This is a genomic window from Sedimentitalea todarodis (assembly GCF_032595355.1).
Taxonomy (GTDB): Bacteria; Pseudomonadota; Alphaproteobacteria; order Rhodobacterales; family Rhodobacteraceae; genus Sedimentitalea; species Sedimentitalea todarodis.
Map to the genome: position 1 here is coordinate 25,074 of NZ_JASMWN010000001.1, position 16,180 is coordinate 41,253.

Annotated in this window: 14 protein-coding genes; 9 read left to right on the forward strand and 5 right to left on the reverse strand. The window is 60.3% G+C overall.

What is annotated here, in order from left to right; all coding sequences use genetic code 11:
• Positions 1-105 precede the first annotated feature (105 nt).
• From QO231_RS00140 to QO231_RS00165, 6 genes are all read left to right on the forward strand, one after another.
• On the forward strand, positions 106-1,053 hold the full coding sequence (locus tag QO231_RS00140) for a calcium/sodium antiporter (RefSeq protein ID WP_316771757.1): 948 nt from the start codon (positions 106-108) through the stop codon (positions 1,051-1,053).
• Positions 1,050-1,859 (forward strand): SDR family oxidoreductase, encoded by an 810-nt coding sequence (locus QO231_RS00145; protein ID WP_316773035.1) that lies wholly within the window; start codon positions 1,050-1,052, stop codon positions 1,857-1,859. The genes QO231_RS00140 and QO231_RS00145 overlap by 4 nt, the downstream gene beginning before the upstream one ends.
• Before the next feature lie 293 nt (positions 1,860-2,152).
• Positions 2,153-4,033: an excinuclease ABC subunit UvrC gene (gene uvrC, locus QO231_RS00150; RefSeq protein ID WP_316771758.1), complete on the forward strand. Its 1,881-nt coding sequence runs from the start codon at positions 2,153-2,155 to the stop codon at positions 4,031-4,033.
• A gap of 99 nt (positions 4,034-4,132) precedes the next feature.
• Complete coding sequence (gene pgsA / locus QO231_RS00155) at positions 4,133-4,798, forward strand: CDP-diacylglycerol--glycerol-3-phosphate 3-phosphatidyltransferase (RefSeq protein ID WP_316771761.1); 666 nt, start codon at positions 4,133-4,135, stop codon at positions 4,796-4,798.
• Positions 4,798-5,043 carry a molybdopterin converting factor subunit 1 gene (gene moaD / locus QO231_RS00160; protein WP_316771764.1) on the forward strand — a complete coding sequence of 82 codons (246 nt, stop codon included), beginning with the start codon at positions 4,798-4,800 and terminating at the stop codon, positions 5,041-5,043. Before pgsA ends, moaD begins: the two co-directional genes overlap by 1 nt.
• A 3-nt stretch (positions 5,044-5,046) precedes the next feature.
• Complete coding sequence (locus QO231_RS00165; protein WP_316771766.1) at positions 5,047-5,484, forward strand: molybdenum cofactor biosynthesis protein MoaE; 438 nt, start codon at positions 5,047-5,049, stop codon at positions 5,482-5,484.
• 7 nt (positions 5,485-5,491) lie between these two features.
• On the opposite strand, the gene QO231_RS00170 is transcribed toward QO231_RS00165, so the two are convergent.
• Genes QO231_RS00170 through ubiA form a run of 3 tightly spaced genes read right to left on the reverse strand, consistent with a single transcriptional unit; the run spans position 5,492 to position 8,759 of the window.
• A complete protein-coding gene (locus tag QO231_RS00170) occupies positions 5,492-5,803 on the reverse strand; it encodes a hypothetical protein (protein WP_316771768.1) in 312 nt (103 codons plus the stop codon).
• Entirely contained in the window at positions 5,790-7,736 is a 1,947-nt protein-coding gene (locus tag QO231_RS00175; RefSeq protein ID WP_316773037.1) for an OmpA family protein, read from the reverse strand. Before QO231_RS00175 ends, QO231_RS00170 begins: the two co-directional genes overlap by 14 nt.
• A 60-nt stretch (positions 7,737-7,796) precedes the next feature.
• Entirely contained in the window at positions 7,797-8,759 is a 963-nt protein-coding gene (gene ubiA, locus QO231_RS00180; RefSeq protein ID WP_316771771.1) for a 4-hydroxybenzoate octaprenyltransferase, read from the reverse strand.
• Between the two features lie 12 nt (positions 8,760-8,771).
• Here ubiA and QO231_RS00185 point away from each other — a divergent pair, with 12 nt between their 5' ends.
• The 3 genes from QO231_RS00185 (at position 8,772) to QO231_RS00195 (ending at position 11,456) form a co-directional block, all read left to right on the forward strand.
• Positions 8,772-9,497: a 16S rRNA (uracil(1498)-N(3))-methyltransferase gene (locus tag QO231_RS00185; RefSeq protein ID WP_316771774.1), complete on the forward strand. Its 726-nt coding sequence runs from the start codon at positions 8,772-8,774 to the stop codon at positions 9,495-9,497.
• Entirely contained in the window at positions 9,494-10,021 is a 528-nt protein-coding gene (locus tag QO231_RS00190; protein WP_316771777.1) for a hypothetical protein, read from the forward strand. Before QO231_RS00185 ends, QO231_RS00190 begins: the two co-directional genes overlap by 4 nt.
• A gap of 64 nt (positions 10,022-10,085) precedes the next feature.
• On the forward strand, positions 10,086-11,456 hold the full coding sequence (locus tag QO231_RS00195) for a glutamate--cysteine ligase (RefSeq protein ID WP_316771779.1): 1,371 nt from the start codon (positions 10,086-10,088) through the stop codon (positions 11,454-11,456).
• 249 nt (positions 11,457-11,705) lie between these two features.
• On the opposite strand, the gene QO231_RS00200 is transcribed toward QO231_RS00195, so the two are convergent.
• Together QO231_RS00200 and carB are read right to left on the reverse strand one after the other, a co-directional pair.
• The gene (locus tag QO231_RS00200) at positions 11,706-12,332 is read right to left on the reverse strand and encodes a VPLPA-CTERM sorting domain-containing protein (protein ID WP_316771782.1); all 627 of its coding nucleotides are present in this window, start codon (positions 12,330-12,332) and stop codon (positions 11,706-11,708) included.
• 318 nt (positions 12,333-12,650) lie between these two features.
• Positions 12,651-16,007 (reverse strand): carbamoyl-phosphate synthase large subunit, encoded by a 3,357-nt coding sequence (gene carB, locus QO231_RS00205; protein WP_316771785.1) that lies wholly within the window; start codon positions 16,005-16,007, stop codon positions 12,651-12,653.
• Between the last annotated feature and the right edge of the window lie 173 nt (positions 16,008-16,180).

Genomic DNA, 16,180 nt, shown 5'->3' on the forward strand with positions numbered 1-16,180 from the left:
GCTGCGGCTGCCGGGCATGCGGCGGCTCGCTTCCGTGAAATGCCCCTCTTGTGGCCGGTACCGGATCGGCAAGGGGGCGTGTCCCTGCGGCCATGGAGGGCGCGGATGACACCGTGGCTCTTTTCGATGTTGGGTCTGGTCATTCTGTTGCTGGCAGGGGATGCGCTGGTACGTGGTGCGGTGAATCTCAGCCTGCGGTTGGGCGTTCCGGCGCTGATCGTCAGCCTGACGATCGTTGCCTTTGGCACATCGGCGCCCGAGTTGTTGATTGCGATCAGTGCAATCCAGGATAACGCACCGGGTATCGCACTGGGCAATGTCGTGGGATCAAACACCGCCAATATCCTGCTGGTATTGGGCATTCCGGCGATGCTGAAGACTTTGCACACCAGCGAATGCGACAGTCGAAAAACCTATATCTTCATGATCATGGCCTCGGTGGCCTTTATCGCGCTCGCGTTCTACGGGACCTTTACGATGGGCACCGGATTGATCCTGCTCGCCCTGCTGGGGTTGGTCCTGTTTGACATGATGCGCGACGCCCGCGCCCACCGTCGCTGCGGCGTACCGGATCAGTTGGAAGAGATCGAGGAGGCCGATCCCGATATGCCCTATTGGCGGGTCGTCCTGTATCTGCTTCTGGGTCTGATCGGCCTGCCTCTTGGCGCACATCTGTTGGTCGAAAACGCATCATTGATTGCCCAGGAATACGGAGTCAGCGACACGGTGATCGGGCTGACGCTCGTGGCGGTGGGAACGTCGCTGCCGGAACTGGCGACGACGGTCATGGCGGCGCTGAGACGTCAGGCGGACGTGGCCCTTGGCAACGTCATCGGGTCGAACATGTTCAACTTGCTGGCCATTGTCGGGATCGCCACCTTTTTCGGAGATATCCCGGTTGATCCCGAATTCCTGCGTTTTGATCTTTGGGTCATGCTGGGGTCATCGTTGCTGTTGGTCCCGTTCGTGTTCTTCCACGTGAACATGACCCGCATCTGGGGCATTGGATTGACGGCCCTATATGCGATTTACGTGATCGCGATACTGACCTGAACAAAGCCACCCGCGAAAGGACCCGCATGTCACGCAGTCTCGTCACCGGCGCAGGAAAGCGACTTGGGCGCACGATGGCGCTGTACCTGGCGGGGCGCGGGCAGGATGTCGCGGTGCATTATGCGCATTCCACGGATGCGGCCAACGCCGTCGTTTCAGAGATCAGGGCGATGGGGCGCAAGGCTGTTGCGCTAAAGGCGGACCTGCTGGATGAAGTTCAGTCTACTGCGCTGTTGCCGGAGGCGGCAGAGGCCTTGGGTGGTCCCGTAACCTGTCTGGTCAACAATGCCTCGATCTTTGAGCATGATACCATCCACAGCGCCACGCGCGAGAGTTGGGACAGGCATTTGGGCAGCAACTTGAGGGCGCCGTTCGTCCTGATACAGGCGATGGCGGCACAAGGGCTGGTTCCCGCGACCGATGATGCGGGCGAACCGGTTGCCACGGGGCTGATCGTGAACATGATCGACGAACGGGTGCGCAAGCTGACGCCCGAGTTCATGACATATACGCTGGCCAAAATGGGGCTCTGGGCATTGACCCAGACCGCGTCGCGCGCGCTCGCGCCGGCCATTCGGGTAAACGCGATCGGTCCGGGCCCGACCTTGCAGGGAAAACGCCAGACCGGAGCGCATTTTGCCGCGCAACGGGCCGCAACGATCCTGGAGCGCGGGGCAAACCCGCAGGATATCACCGCCGCTCTGGGCTACTTTCTGGATGCACCCGCGGTGACAGGCCAGTTGCTTTGCGTTGACGGCGGACAACATCTTGGCTGGCGCACGCCGGATGTGCTGGGCGTGGAATAAATGACATTGTTGACGCAAGTTTTGCACCGGTCATCCTGACGTTACATATCTGTCACAAATTTGTGTTAGAAATCATCAGCTTGCATTGTGAATTAAAAAGTATCGTTGTATTTCAATAGCTTAAATATATGCCTATTTATTAGTCATTTCAGCGAAATCAGCCGAAACTAAGGGAAATTTCCCAACGCACCAAAGATATCATCAGACTTATCCACACAAACAGTGGATTTGTTAGGGGTTGATCCGTCCCGGCCAAGATTGCAGCCAGGTCCAGAGAATCATAGGTATGTCCAATGACTGACGAGATTGAACATACCGCGGATCCGGCACCAATCGGGCATGCCCGCATTCAGGGATATCTGAAAACGCTTGATACATCGCCCGGTGTCTACCGGATGCTGGATGGCGAAAGCCGGGTCCTCTACGTGGGCAAGGCACGCAATCTGAAGGCGAGGGTTTCAAACTATGCCCGACCGAGCGCGGGGCATAGTGGCCGGATCGACCGGATGATCCGCGAAACCGCCAGCATGATGTTTCTGACCACGCGTACGGAAACAGAGGCCTTGCTTCTTGAACAGAACCTGATCAAGCAGTTGAAGCCCAAATATAACGTGTTGCTGCGTGACGACAAAAGCTTTCCAAACATTCTCGTAGCGCGGGATCATGCCTTTCCGCAGATCAAGAAACACCGAGGCGCCAAGAAGGAAAAGGGCACTTATTTCGGGCCGTTTGCGAGTGCGGGCGCGGTCAACCGAACGCTGAACCAACTGCAAAAGGTATTCCTGTTGCGCAATTGTTCGGACGCGATGTTCGAAGGCCGCACGCGGCCCTGTCTGCTTTACCAGATCAAGCGCTGTTCTGCGCCATGCGTCGGGTTGATCTCTGAAACGGACTATGCCGGAAGTGTGCGCGACGCCGAGCTTTTCCTGTCAGGCCGATCCACGCGGGTACAGGAGGAACTGGCCGAACAGATGGCTGCCGCCTCGGACGCGATGGAGTTTGAGCGCGCCGCTGCCCTGCGGGATCGCATCCGGGCGCTCACACAGGTGCAGTCCACGCAGGGCATCAACCCGCGCGGGGTTAACGAGGCGGACGTCATTGCCCTGCACATGGATAGCGGCCAGGCCTGTGTTCAGGTGTTCTTTATTCGGGCCAACCAGAATTGGGGCAACCGGGACTTCTATCCGCGTGTCGGACCGGATGTATCGGCCGCAGAAGTCATGGAGGCGTTTGTTGGCCAGTTCTATGACAACAAGGAACCACCGCGCCAACTGATCCTGTCGGATTCGATTGAAAACGCAGATCTCATGGTCGAGGCCCTGACCGGCAAAGCGGGTCGAAAGGTCGAAATTCTGGTGCCGCAACGCGGGGAAAAGGCCGAGCTGATCTCGGGCGCGCTGCGCAATGCACGGGAATCACTCGCACGGCGGATGTCCGAGAGTGCAACGCAGGCCAAATTGCTGCGCGGATTGGCCGAGGCGTTTGATCTGGATGTCCCGCCCGAGCGGATCGAAGTTTATGACAACAGCCATATACAAGGAACCAACGCCGTCGGGGCGATGATCGTGGCCGGACCCGAAGGACTCATGAAGAACAGCTATCGCAAGTTCAACATCAAGGGCGATGATCTGACGCCCGGCGATGACTTTGGCATGATGAAAGAGGTTCTGAACCGCAGGTTTGCGCGGCTGTTGAAAGAGGACCCTGACCGAGAAAAGGGACACTGGCCCGATCTGTTGCTGATTGACGGCGGCGCGGGACAGGTCAGCGCGGTTGCAGAGATCATGCGCACCCACGGGGTCCAGGACATACCCATGGTGGGCGTTGCCAAGGGCGTCGACCGCGACCACGGCAAGGAAGAGTTCCACCGCATCGGCGCGCGCCCCTTCGCGCTGCGGCGCAATGATCCCGTGCTGTATTTCGTACAACGTTTGCGGGACGAGGCGCACCGCTTTGCCATTGGCACTCATAGGGCCAAGCGGGCCAAGGCCGTGGGAGCGACACCGCTGGATGAGGTGCCTGGCGTCGGGGCGACGCGCAAACGTGCGTTGCTGGCGCATTTCGGCAGCGCCAAGGCAGTGAGTCGTGCCAATCTCGCAGATCTCAAGGCCGTTGATGGCATTTCCGGCACACTTGCCGAGACCATCTACGATTTCTTTCATGACAAGGGATGAGTCGCCGTCGTCGCAGGGCATCGGCATTTTCGACCTGTGATCGCCGGATCGGTTGAACATGCGCTTTTATGTTCCAAACCCGCGATGTAGGGTTCCGGCATGATGTGGAACCTGCCAAATATCCTGACGGTCCTTCGGCTGCTTGCGGCGCCGGGACTGGCGGTCATGTTCCTGTATTTTCAGAGACCCTACGCAGACTGGTTCGCGCTGATGCTGTTTGTCAGCGCGTCCCTGACGGACTGGGTCGACGGGTATCTGGCGCGGGCGTGGAAGCAGGAAACCAAAGTAGGTGCGATGCTGGACCCGATTGCCGACAAGGCGATGGTCATCATCGCGCTGATGGTGATCGTCGGCTATTCGTCGATGTCACCCTGGTTGGTTCTGCCGGCCACCGTGATCCTGTTCCGCGAGGTCTTTGTGTCGGGACTGCGCGAATATCTCGGAGATACCGCAGGCACGCTCAAGGTGACGAACCTTGCGAAGTGGAAGACCACCTTGCAGATGATCGCCATCGCGGTGCTGTTTCTGCAGGGCATTTTCGAGCACTATTTGGATTTGTCATCCCAGGGTCTGGATGCGCAGATGGTTGGCGAAATTCTTGCCGGTGACGTGGCGGACCCGCGTGGCTTGGGCTGGAAAACCGCCGCGATGGAATGGACGGGACGCGCCGGGCTCTGGCTGTTGTGGCTGGCAGCGGCGCTGACGCTGTTGACGGGGCTTGACTATCTGCGCAAGGCATTGCCGTTCCTCAAGGAGGTGCGCTGATGGATGTCTTGTATTTTGCATGGGTGCGCGAGCGGATTGGCTTGCCTCGCGAGAGGGTCGAAACCAACGCGGCCACGGTGGCGGAGTTGGTGGCGGAGTTGAGCAGCCGCGAAGAACGCTACGAAGCGGCGTTCGCGGATTTGAGCGCCCTGCGCGTTGCCATTGATCAGGAACTCGCTGACTTTGACGCACCGATCGGGGATGCGCGCGAGGTGGCGTTCTTTCCGCCAATGACCGGAGGCTAGGCGATGCGGGTTGTCGTGCAGGAAACCCCCTTTGATCTCGCCTCGGAACTGTGCGGTTTCGGCGGAGAGAGCATGGGCGCGATCGTGACCTTTACCGGTGTCGTGCGCGACAATGCGCAGGGCAATCTGATTGCGATGGATATCGAACACTACCCCGGCATGACCCAATCAGCGCTGACCCGGATCGCGACCGATGCGGCAGATCGCTGGTCGTTGGGCGATGTATTGGTGATCCATCGGCACGGACGTCTGACACCCGGAGATCAGATCATGATGGTCGCGACGGCGTCGCGGCACCGCAAGGATGCGTTTGAGGCGGCAGAATTTCTGATGGACTATCTCAAATCCCGTGCACCGTTCTGGAAAAAGGAAATCACCCGGGGCGGTGCGGATTGGGTTGCGGCGCGTGACGAGGACGAGGCAGCATTGGACCGCTGGTAGGTCGCAGTCAGCCCAATTGGCCGCGCAGTTCCTCGGCCTCGCGGCGGGCATCGCGCAGACCATCCATCGCGGCGTTCAATTCTGCCTCAGTTTGCGACAGTTGGTTGGTCAACTCGGATTCGCGCTGCTGCAGATAGGTGATCGCCTGATCGCGGGTTTCCTCGGCCTCGTGCAACTCCTGGCTCATCCGGTCGAGATCTGCGACGTCGCTCTGTTTCACACGGGTAAAGCGATGGACAAGCCAATTTGCAAACCAGCCTGCCGCAAAGGCGACAAACAATATGATGGCCGTCGCAATGATGAACTCAGTTCTGTTCATTTTCTGATCCTTGTTCGTCGTCGCTGGAGGCCTCGGTGTCATCTGCACTGTCATCCGCGCTCTCGTTTTGCGCTGCAGTTTGTTCGGCCACTGCTTCGAGGGTGGTTTGCTTTTCCTTGATGGGCTCGGGCCGGATCAGACGGAAATCGATGCGTCGATTGGCTTCGCGACCGGACTCGGAATCATTGCTGGCGATGGGCTGGGTTTCGCCATAGCCGACGGCAACATAGGTCGAGGTCAGAACCCTGCGCGCCCGCAATTCGTTCAGTACCGATTGCGCCCGCGCCTGGCTGAGTTGCTGGTTCATGCTTTCGCGGCCCTGACTGTCAGTGTGCCCCTGGATTTCCAGCCGGATTTCACCGCAGGCTTTCAGCACATCGGCAATATCGTTCATCGTATCCAGCGATTCGGCGGCGATGGTCGCAGATCCCGGTTCGAACTGGATCTTGTTGACCGACTGTATCTCGACCAGTTCCGCTTCGCAGACATCAGGGTCGGGGGGCACATCGACCGGTGGCGGTGGCGGACGATAGGTGACGTCGATGTCGTAGGTTTCGGCTTCGCCCAGCTTGTCCGACAACAGGCCGGAAATCGTAGCGTTGGCGTCTTCGCGGGTGCTGACGCCGCGCAGTTCGACGTTGTCCGGCGTGACGATCACCGCACCGTTGCTGAGAAGGGCCAGCGCCTCTAGCCCGGAAAGCACCCGGATGGGCCAGTCTTGGGGCAGGTCGCTGACAAGCCGCGCGGCGGTATACACACTGTCTGATCCGAACCGTGCCCTGGCATAGCTGTCGACCGCCTGTCGCAGCGTCTCGTCGCTCAACCGCCCGCGCAGCTGAACCAGCCCTTCCGGGCTGAGCGTGGCCACGAATTCCGGCGGACCGGACGGTTTGCTTCCGGGAGGATCAGGCAAGACGGCATGCAGGGCAAAGACATCGGGCAGTTCGGTTTCAAGTTCGCCCACGATACGATCAAACGCCGCCGGATTGGTGCCCTGTGCGGCCACCAGCGTGATATCCGCATCTGCAATGGTCACGGCCCCGCTGCCCAGCTCTGCCAGGGCCCCGATGGCCAGTTCGCCCGCACGCGCCCACTGCGGCGAGGGAACACCCATCCCGATCGTGCAACGATCATTGCCGGACAGGCCGGCGCGAAAGGCAGCGTTCAGGATGCGGTCACGCGATTTCTCGTTCTCCGCGGAACAGGCGTCAAAGCGCGCGCCCTCCTCGTCGATCAGAAAACGCAGGGTAAATGGCGTGATGACGGGCCGGGGCGCGGCGATATCCATCGATATCCGCAGTCCTGGAGGAGCCGCGCGGGTAAGTTCCTTCTCCAGTGCATCGCGTGCCTCGGCGCTATCGGAAATCGCGGTGATCCGAACAAGGCCTGCTTCGACCGACAGTTTCGAGCGGGGCAGGCGCGACAGGGCAGTCGCCGCAAATCCAAGCGCGTCATTCCAGCCGCGCGGAACGGGATAGCTGGCTGTTTCCAGAAGATCCGTCACAGGCGTGTCGTCGGCGATGGCATTCAGACGTTTGATCAGGGCCTCACGGTCGGTCTGTGCCGGAATCAGGCCGATGATGGAGATACCGCTGTCGTTGCGCAGGATTTCGGCCGAAAATTGCGGCGCGGCCAAGGCGGCCGTGGGACGCACGTCCATCTGGTTGATGACTCGCGCGGAGTCGACCACCGTGCCGACCCGGCTGATGGCATCAAATCGCTTGGCCTCGGTCGGGGAGGTGCCGGTCAGGATAACCTGCAACCCGTCGGCCTCGACCTCTGCCCAATCATAACTGGCCTGATCGAGTGCGCGGCGCACCCCGATTTCAGAACTGTCCTCGATCGCGGTAACCGCAAAGCTGGCAGCGACCAGGCATAAGGCGGCCCCGATGACAAAAGAAAGCACGGCAACAAGAAGCGGAGACTGGCGCATGGGCAGTGTTGATTTCCCTAGATACCCGGTTGTCATAGCTGGCTGCGCGCCGGGGTTCAATCAAGCCAGCAGCGCAGCGCAAAAGAAGATGAGCGGAATAAGGCCGGTGTCGCGGTTGAGCCGAAACAAGTGCAACATCCGTTTGTCATCGCTCGGATCAAAACCGCGCAACTGCCAGGCCATGTGCCATCCCATCGCCCAGGGACCGGTCAACGCCAGAATCAGTGCGATCAGGGACGCGTCGGGAACCGCAGCATCGACCACGCTCGCCGCCATCAACGCGACCGTGGCGACAAGGAAATACTTCAGCCAATGCGACGTTCTGTCCCCGAACAGACGTGCGGTCGATTTGACCCCGATCAGCGCATCGTCCTCGGTATCCTGATGCGCATAGATCGTGTCATAAAACAGGGTCCAGCAGATGCCCGCCAGATAAAGCAGCGCCGCGGGCAGTTCGACCCTGCCCGTGTGGGCGGTCCAGGCAAGCAACGCGCCCCAGTTGAATGCCAGCCCCAGAAACACCTGTGGCCACCACGTAAAGCGCTTGGCAAACGGATAGATCGTGACCAGCAGCAGCGACAGGACGCCCAGCGAGATCGCCATACGGTTAAAGGTCAACAGGATACAGAAGGCGAGCAGGGATTGTGCGCCCATCCAGATGACCGCACCGCGCACACTGACCTGTCCCGACGGGATCGGGCGCGACCGGGTGCGGGCGACCTGTGCATCAAAGTCGCGGTCGGTGATGTCGTTCCAGGTGCAGCCTGCGCCGCGCATCAGCCACGCCCCGAGGCCACATCCAAGCGCGATCCAGGCATCTTCCCAACGCGGCGACTGATCTGACAGCATCCCCAGGGCCAACCCCCACCAGCAGGGGATCAGTAACAGCCACGTGCCGATCGGCCGATCCGCACGGCTGAGCCGCAAATAGGGCCGTGTCGCCTCGGGCGCATACCGATCCACCCAGTTGTCGGCTGGCGCATCGGCGACCTGACCATCTGGCATTGGCGCTTTGCCTTGCATATGTAGTCTTTCATGAACGCAAAAATCAGACTGTTTGTAGAGCACCCCTTGGGGCAGGGGCAATCGGTTCCTTTGAACCGGGAACAGGCGCATTACCTGTTCGGGGTGATGCGCCAGAGCGCAGGCAATGCCGTGCTATTGTTCAACGGGCGGGATGGCGAGTGGCGCGCAACGGTGGCAGAGGCGGGCAAGCGCGGTGGCGTCTTGACCTGCGAGCAGCGGACGCGTGGATTGATGATGCCGCCCGATTTGTGGCTGCTGTTTGCCCCGATCAAAAAGGCGCGTACGGATTTTATCGTCGAGAAAGCCGCCGAAATGGGGGCGGCGCGGATTCTGCCGGTTCAGACCGAGTTCACCAATGCAGAGCGGATCCGGCAGGACCGATTGCAAGCCCACGCGGTCGAGGCGGCAGAGCAATGCGGTGGCACCTTTGTGCCCGAGGTCGCGCCCCTGCAAAAGCTCGACCGCGTACTGGCCGACTGGCCGGGCGGCCGGCAGTTGATGTTTTGCGATGAAGTCGAAGCGGGGTCGAACATCGATCTTGCACCGGGTGTTTCCGCGGGTCCGTGGGCGATTCTGATCGGTCCCGAAGGCGGGTTTTCCGACACTGAACGGGCGCGGCTGACGGCGATGCCCGCATCGCATGTGGTCAGCCTGGGACCCCGGATCCTGCGCGCGGATACCGCCGCCGTGGCGGCGATGGCCCTGTGGCAGCGCGCATTGGGGGACTGGCGGTGAACTTTATTCGCCCCGAGCTGCGCGCGGCACTTTGGCGCTGGCGTGAGGCGTTGGCCGGCGTTGCCCTGATGGTGCTGGGTCTGTGGTGGATGCTCGGGCCGGGTGGATTGCTGGGCTGGGTCGGCGGTGCGCTGGTGCTTGGGGGTTTGGCGCAGGGTTTTGTCGGCGTGCAAAAGGCGCGGTTCCGATCGGGTGGCGGCGGGCCGGGTGTCGTGCAGGTGGACGAAGGGCAAATCACCTATTTCGGTCCGCTGGGCGGAGGCGCGGTTGCGGTCGCTGATCTGCGCAGCATTGCGTTGCATCCCGCTGGTCGGCTGGCGCATTGGGTGCTGGATCAACCGGGTCAGCCAGAGCTGCAGATACCGGTGAACGCCGAAGGGTCCGAAGCACTGTTTGACGTTTTTGCCGCGCTGCCGGGCATTCGGACCGAACGGATGCTGGCCGAGCTTCAGAACCGATCGCCACACCCGGTTGTGATCTGGTCGCGCGGTAGGTTGCGCCCTGAACACCAAAGGCTGCATTGACAGCCCGGCGAAATCACCGCACTCCTGAGCGCCAAAACCTCGACAAATGGCTCGGAGCGTATTCATGTCTATTCCACAGTCCGGCGGCGGACCGATCGAACGTCACGAACAGCTTGCGGAATACCTGGCAGATGGGTGCAAATCCAAGGCTGATTGGCGCATCGGCACCGAGCATGAGAAATTCGGCTATTGCAAGGACACGCTCTTGCCGATCCCCTATGAAGGAAAGCGGTCGGTCCGGGCGGTCCTGGACGGGCTGCGCGATGCCCATGGCTGGTCGCCGGTCGAAGAAGGTGGCAACCTGATCGGGCTGGAAAAGGACGGCGCCAATGTCTCGCTCGAACCGGGGGGGCAACTGGAACTGTCCGGAGCACCGCTGGAAACCATTCACGAAACCTGTGACGAGGTGAACGAACACCTGCGCGAGGTCAAGGACGTGGCCGACAAGGTGGGTGTTGGGTTCATCGGGCTGGGCGCTGCGCCGGTCTGGACGCACGAGCAGATGCCGCTGATGCCCAAGGGGCGATACAAGCTGATGGACGCCTACATGAACAAGGTCGGCACCATGGGCACAACGATGATGCGCCGCACCTGTACCGTGCAGGTCAATCTCGATTTCGCCTCTGAGGCGGACATGGTCCAGAAGCTGCGGGTGGCCATTGCCCTGCAACCGGTGGCGACCGCGCTGTTTGCCAATTCGCCATTCATCGACGGCAAGCCGAACGGGCACAAATCCTGGCGCTCGCGGGTGTGGCGCGATCTGGATGCGGATCGCACCGGCATGGTGCCGTTTGTGTTCGAGGACGGGTTCGGGTTCGAACGCTGGGTGCAATATGCGCTCGATGTGCCGATGTACTTTGTCTACCGCGATGGCGAGTACATTGATGCACTTGGCCAATCATTCCGCGATTTTCTGCGCGGTGACCTTCCTGCATTGCCGGGAGAAAAGCCGCAACTTTCGGATTGGGCCGATCATCTGACCACGCTGTTCCCCGAGGCGCGGATCAAGAAATTCATCGAGATGCGCGGCGCAGATGGCGGACCATGGCGCCGGTTGTGTGCGCTGCCGGCCTTCTGGGTCGGGCTGATGTACGATCAGACGGCGCTGGATGCGGCGTGGGACCTCGCAAAGGGCTGGGACAGTGAAACCCGTCAGGCCCTGCGGGTCGCGGCCAGTGAGCAAGGGTTGCAAGCCCGGGTTGGTGATATTCACATGAATGATCTTGCCCGTGAAGTCGTGGCAATAGCCGACGCCGGATTGCAGGCGCGGGCGCGACCCGGGGCCGGAGGCATGGTGCCCGACGAGACCCATTTCCTGAATGCGCTGAAGGAGAGCCTCGACAGCGGACAGGTTGCTGCGGACGAACTGCTTGCCCGATATGAGGGCGACTGGGCTGGCGACCTTGACCGGATTTACGCCGATTACAGCTACTGAAGTAAGACGCGCCCGCAGCGTGGGCGGCATGATCACACGCCTTGGACACAAGGCCAGAGGCCGATCCGGTGTTTGTCGGAGTCAAGCTGGCCGCCGAGGGGGCCATGTTACGCCAAGGTCAGTGAGGCCAATAGCCAACAGCAGCGCCGTCGCTGGAAGGTGAGGATTGCAGTTCGCCTGAACACCGCTCCCGAGACGCAATACAAGGTCCGCCTCGGGTTGAATTTCGAGTGGGTCCGGCGCGCAGTTTCAGCCTCGCCGCCTGCGCGCCGCCACTGCGCCCAAACTGCCAAGCCCCGCCAGGAGCATCAATGCAGTCGCCGGAAGCGGAACCGGTGTAGCGATCTCGCCATTGAGCGCAAAGTCCAGATCACCGGTAGTGCTCATGAAATCGCCAAATGCACTACCGCTGAAGCCGAGCCCTGAACCGGTCAGGTCCTGGTTCCCGAAAATTTGGGTGGCCGTCGCGGTCTCCCTGTCGCCCATGACAAAGTAATAGGTCGTGTCAGCCACCAGGGTTACGTCCCGGTCAAACGTCCAGAACCCATTCTCGAATCCATTGTTCTTTGCCAAGAAACCGGATGTCGACGAATCGAGATCTTCGGCGGAACCAAGGTGATTTTCCGTGAGGATGTACAGATCACCGGCGGAATAGGCTTCAAATCCGGACCCGCCTTGCAGGTCAAATGCAAACGAAATGGTATCCCAATCATGGCGCGACCCTATCGTGATACCCTGGCTGTAGTAGAGTTGTTCGACGCCCCTCGTGCTGTGGGTCATGCTCTGAATCGTCGCCGCCTGCACTGCAGTCGCGCCCAACATCAAGGCGGCGGCTGACGACAGGGCCGCCAGAATACTGCTCTTACCAATTTTCATAGCTACTTCTTCCTATCCCGCGAACATTTACACATACAAAGCTGGGTGCCGCCATACATGCGGGAACACACGGACCTAGCCAAGCTCCAAACCTTCCGAAGCAGGTTCGATTTAAGTCAGTCCTTGACCAAATTCAACCATATGAGTGAAGGGGTTAACAATAAGTTGTTCTTTTGGACACACTGGCTGCAACCCTTGCGAGAGCCCTTGATTTTAATCGCAATCCCAAAGGCGTTCATTGTCGGAATCAAGCACGCCAATGCTGATTCCCGTCGTCATGTCGTCAGCCATATTGGCTGTGGGGCTTTTGACCTGCGCCTAGCCCTGCAAGCTCTTTACCCCGACGTCCCCTTCGGCCTGTGCCTTGATCGCCAGCGCGGCAGCGTGGCTGCCAGCCGCCGTCGTGAAATAGGGGATCTTGTCATAGAGCGCGATGGTGCGAATCGATTTTGAATCTTCGACCGCCTGCGCGCCTTCGGTAGAGTTCATCACCAGCTGCACGCCGCCATCCTTCATCATGTCCGTCACGTCGGGGCGGCCTTCGTAAACCTTGTTGACGACGCCGCATTCGATCCCCTGGTCCGCCAACCAACTTTGCGTTCCGCGTGTCGCGACGAGCGTGAACCCGAGGCCCGTCAGGATCTGTGCGGCCTCGATGATCTCGGGGGTCTTGTCGTCATCCTTGATCGACAGGAAGGCACAGCCAGATGTGGGCAGCACCATGCCGGCGCCCATCTGAGCCTTGAGAAATGCGCGAGGAAAATCCCGGTCCCAGCCCATGACCTCACCGGTGGAACGCATTTCAGGGCCCAGAATTGTGTCGACGCCGGGGAAACGGGCAAAGGGCAGAACGGCCTCTTTCACCGAGAACCACGGCATGTTCGGGTCTGCCAGCGTCATCGGATCCGCCAATGGCAGCACCGTGTCGTAGTCCGCCTGTGCGTCATAGGGCGCGCGCATCGAGAAGTTTGACAGCGGCTCGCCGGCCATGACGCGGGCCGCGATTGACGCGATCGCGGAATCCGTGGCCTTGGCGACAAAGGGAACAGTTCGGCTGGCGCGGGGATTGACTTCGATCAGGAAAATCTCGCCATCCTTGATCGCAAACTGGATGTTCATCAGCCCGACGACATTCAGGGCGCGCGCCAGAGCGCTGGTCTGTGCCTTGATCTCTTCGATGATCGCAGCGTCCAGCGAATAGGGTGGCAGAGAACACGCGCTGTCCCCGGAATGCACGCCGGCCTCTTCGATATGCTGCATGATACCCGCGACATGCACGTCGGTGCCGTCACAAATCGCGTCAACGTCAAGTTCGACGGCGCCGGACAGATAGCTGTCGAGCAGTACCGGGCTGTCGCCGGAAACCACAACCGCTTCGGATATATAGCGTTCGAGCTGGGCCTGATCGCGCACGATCTCCATGGCGCGTCCACCCAGAACATAGGACGGGCGAATGACCAGCGGAAATCCGATATCCTTGGCGATTTCAAAGGCTTGGGCGTCGGTGCTGGCAATTCCGTTGTGAGGCTGCTTGAGACCCAGATTCTGAACCAGTTGCTGGAACCGCTCGCGGTCCTCGGCCAGATCGATGGCGTCGGGCGTGGTGCCCAGGATCGGAATGCCCTCGTCCTGCAGCGCGTTGGCCAGTTTCAGCGGGGTCTGCCCGCCGAACTGCACGATGACGCCATGCAGGGTGCCGTTTTGCTGTTCTACCCGCAGGATTTCGAGGACGTGCTCCAACGTGAGCGGCTCGAAATAGAGCCGGTCCGATGTGTCATAATCGGTCGAAACCGTTTCCGGGTTGCAGTTAATCATGATGGTTTCATAGCCAACATCGGTCAGCGCGAAACAGGCATGACAGCAGCAATAGTCAAACTCGATCCCTTGACCGATCCGGTTCGGGCCACCGCCGAGGATCACGACTTTCTTGCGGTCGGTCGGGCGCGCTTCGCATTCGACCTCGCCCATCATCGGCATTTCATAGGTCGAATACATGTAGGGCGTCTGCGCCTCGAATTCGGCAGCGCAAGTGTCAATGCGCTTGAAGACGGCGGTGACATCAAGATTGTGACGGGCGCGGCGCACGTTGGCTTCGTCCCGTCCGGTCAGGAAGCCAAGCCGGGCATCGGTAAAGCCCATGATCTTGAGCGCGCGCAACTCCTCCGTGTTCGTAGGCAAACCGGATTTGCGCAACTTCGCTTCGGTTTCGACAATCTCGCGGATACGCGCAAGGAACCACGGATCGAACATGGTGACGGCGTGGATTTCGTCGTCTCCCATCCCGTGGCGCATGGCCTGTGCAATGGTACGCATCCGGTCTGGCGTCTGCTGGCTGATGGCCTTGATGACGGCGGCCTTGTCCTCGACGATGTCCCAGGTACCGACGGTGACACCGGGAATCTCGATTTCGTCGAAACCGGTCAGGCCGGATTCCATACTGGCCAGCGCCTTTTGCAAGGATTCGTGGATCGTGCGGCCAATGGCCATGGCTTCGCCCACGGATTTCATCGCGGTCGTAAGGTAGGGTTTCGCGCCGGGGAATTTCTCGAAGGCGAATTTCGGGATCTTGGTGACGACGTAGTCGATCGTCGGCTCAAACGACGCCGGGGTCACCTTGGTGATGTCGTTGTCCAGCTCGTCCAGCGTGTATCCCACGGCCAGCTTTGCAGCGATCTTGGCAATCGGGAAACCAGTGGCCTTCGATGCGAGCGCCGATGAACGTGACACGCGCGGGTTCATCTCGATCACCACCATGCGGCCATCGTCCGGATTTACCGCCCATTGCACGTTGGAGCCGCCGGTTTCGACGCCGATTTCGCGCAGCACGGCAATACTGCCGTTGCGCATGATCTGGTATTCCTTGTCGGTCAGCGTCAGAGCCGGGGCCACGGTGATCGAATCGCCGGTGTGCACGCCCATCGGATCGACGTTTTCGATGGAGCAGACGATGATTGCATTGTCAGCGGTATCGCGCACCACCTCCATCTCGAATTCTTTCCACCCCAGCAGGGATTCGTCGATCAGGATCTGGCCCATCGGGCTGGCGTCCATGCCCGAGCGGCAGAAATGTTCAAAATCATCACGGTTATAGGCGACGCCGCCACCGGTGCCGCCCATGGTAAAGGCTGGCCGGATGATGGCTGGCAGACCGATGTCTTCGAGTTCGGCCAGCGCCAGGCGCACGCCCTCTGCCAGGTCCTTCTTGCCATTTGCATCCTTGGGTGCCGTGACGATCGTGGCGCGTGGGTTTTCGATGCCCAGCCGATCCATCGCCTCGCGAAACAGCTTACGGTCCTCGGCCATTTCGATGGCCTCGCGCTTGGCCCCGATCATTTCGACTCCGTATTCCGCCAAGACGCCCATTTCTTCGAGCGCGAGACTGGTATTCAGCCCGGTTTGACCGCCCATCGTCGGCAAGAGCGCGTCGGGGCGTTCCTTGGCGATGATCTTTGCGACGATTTCGGGGGTGATCGGTTCGATATAGGTCGCGTCGGCAAGTTCCGGGTCGGTCATGATCGTCGCCGGGTTCGAGTTGACAAGGACGACCCGATACCCTTCCTCACGCAGGGCCTTGCAGGCTTGTGCCCCGGAATAATCGAACTCGCATGCCTGTCCGATCACGATAGGTCCGGCTCCGATGATCATGATCGACTGGATGTCGGTTCTCTTCGGCATGGCGCGGCCCCTTTTGGCTGGTGATGTCCGGGCACCCCCAACGTGCCCAAATTGTCCTGCGTTATAGGGATGGGGTGGGCATGTGCAAGGGCCGAAGCGGCAAGAATCTGTAACGATGACTTTGCATCGGTTGCCGGGTGGCAACGATGCGGCTATGAGAGCGCGATTGCGGG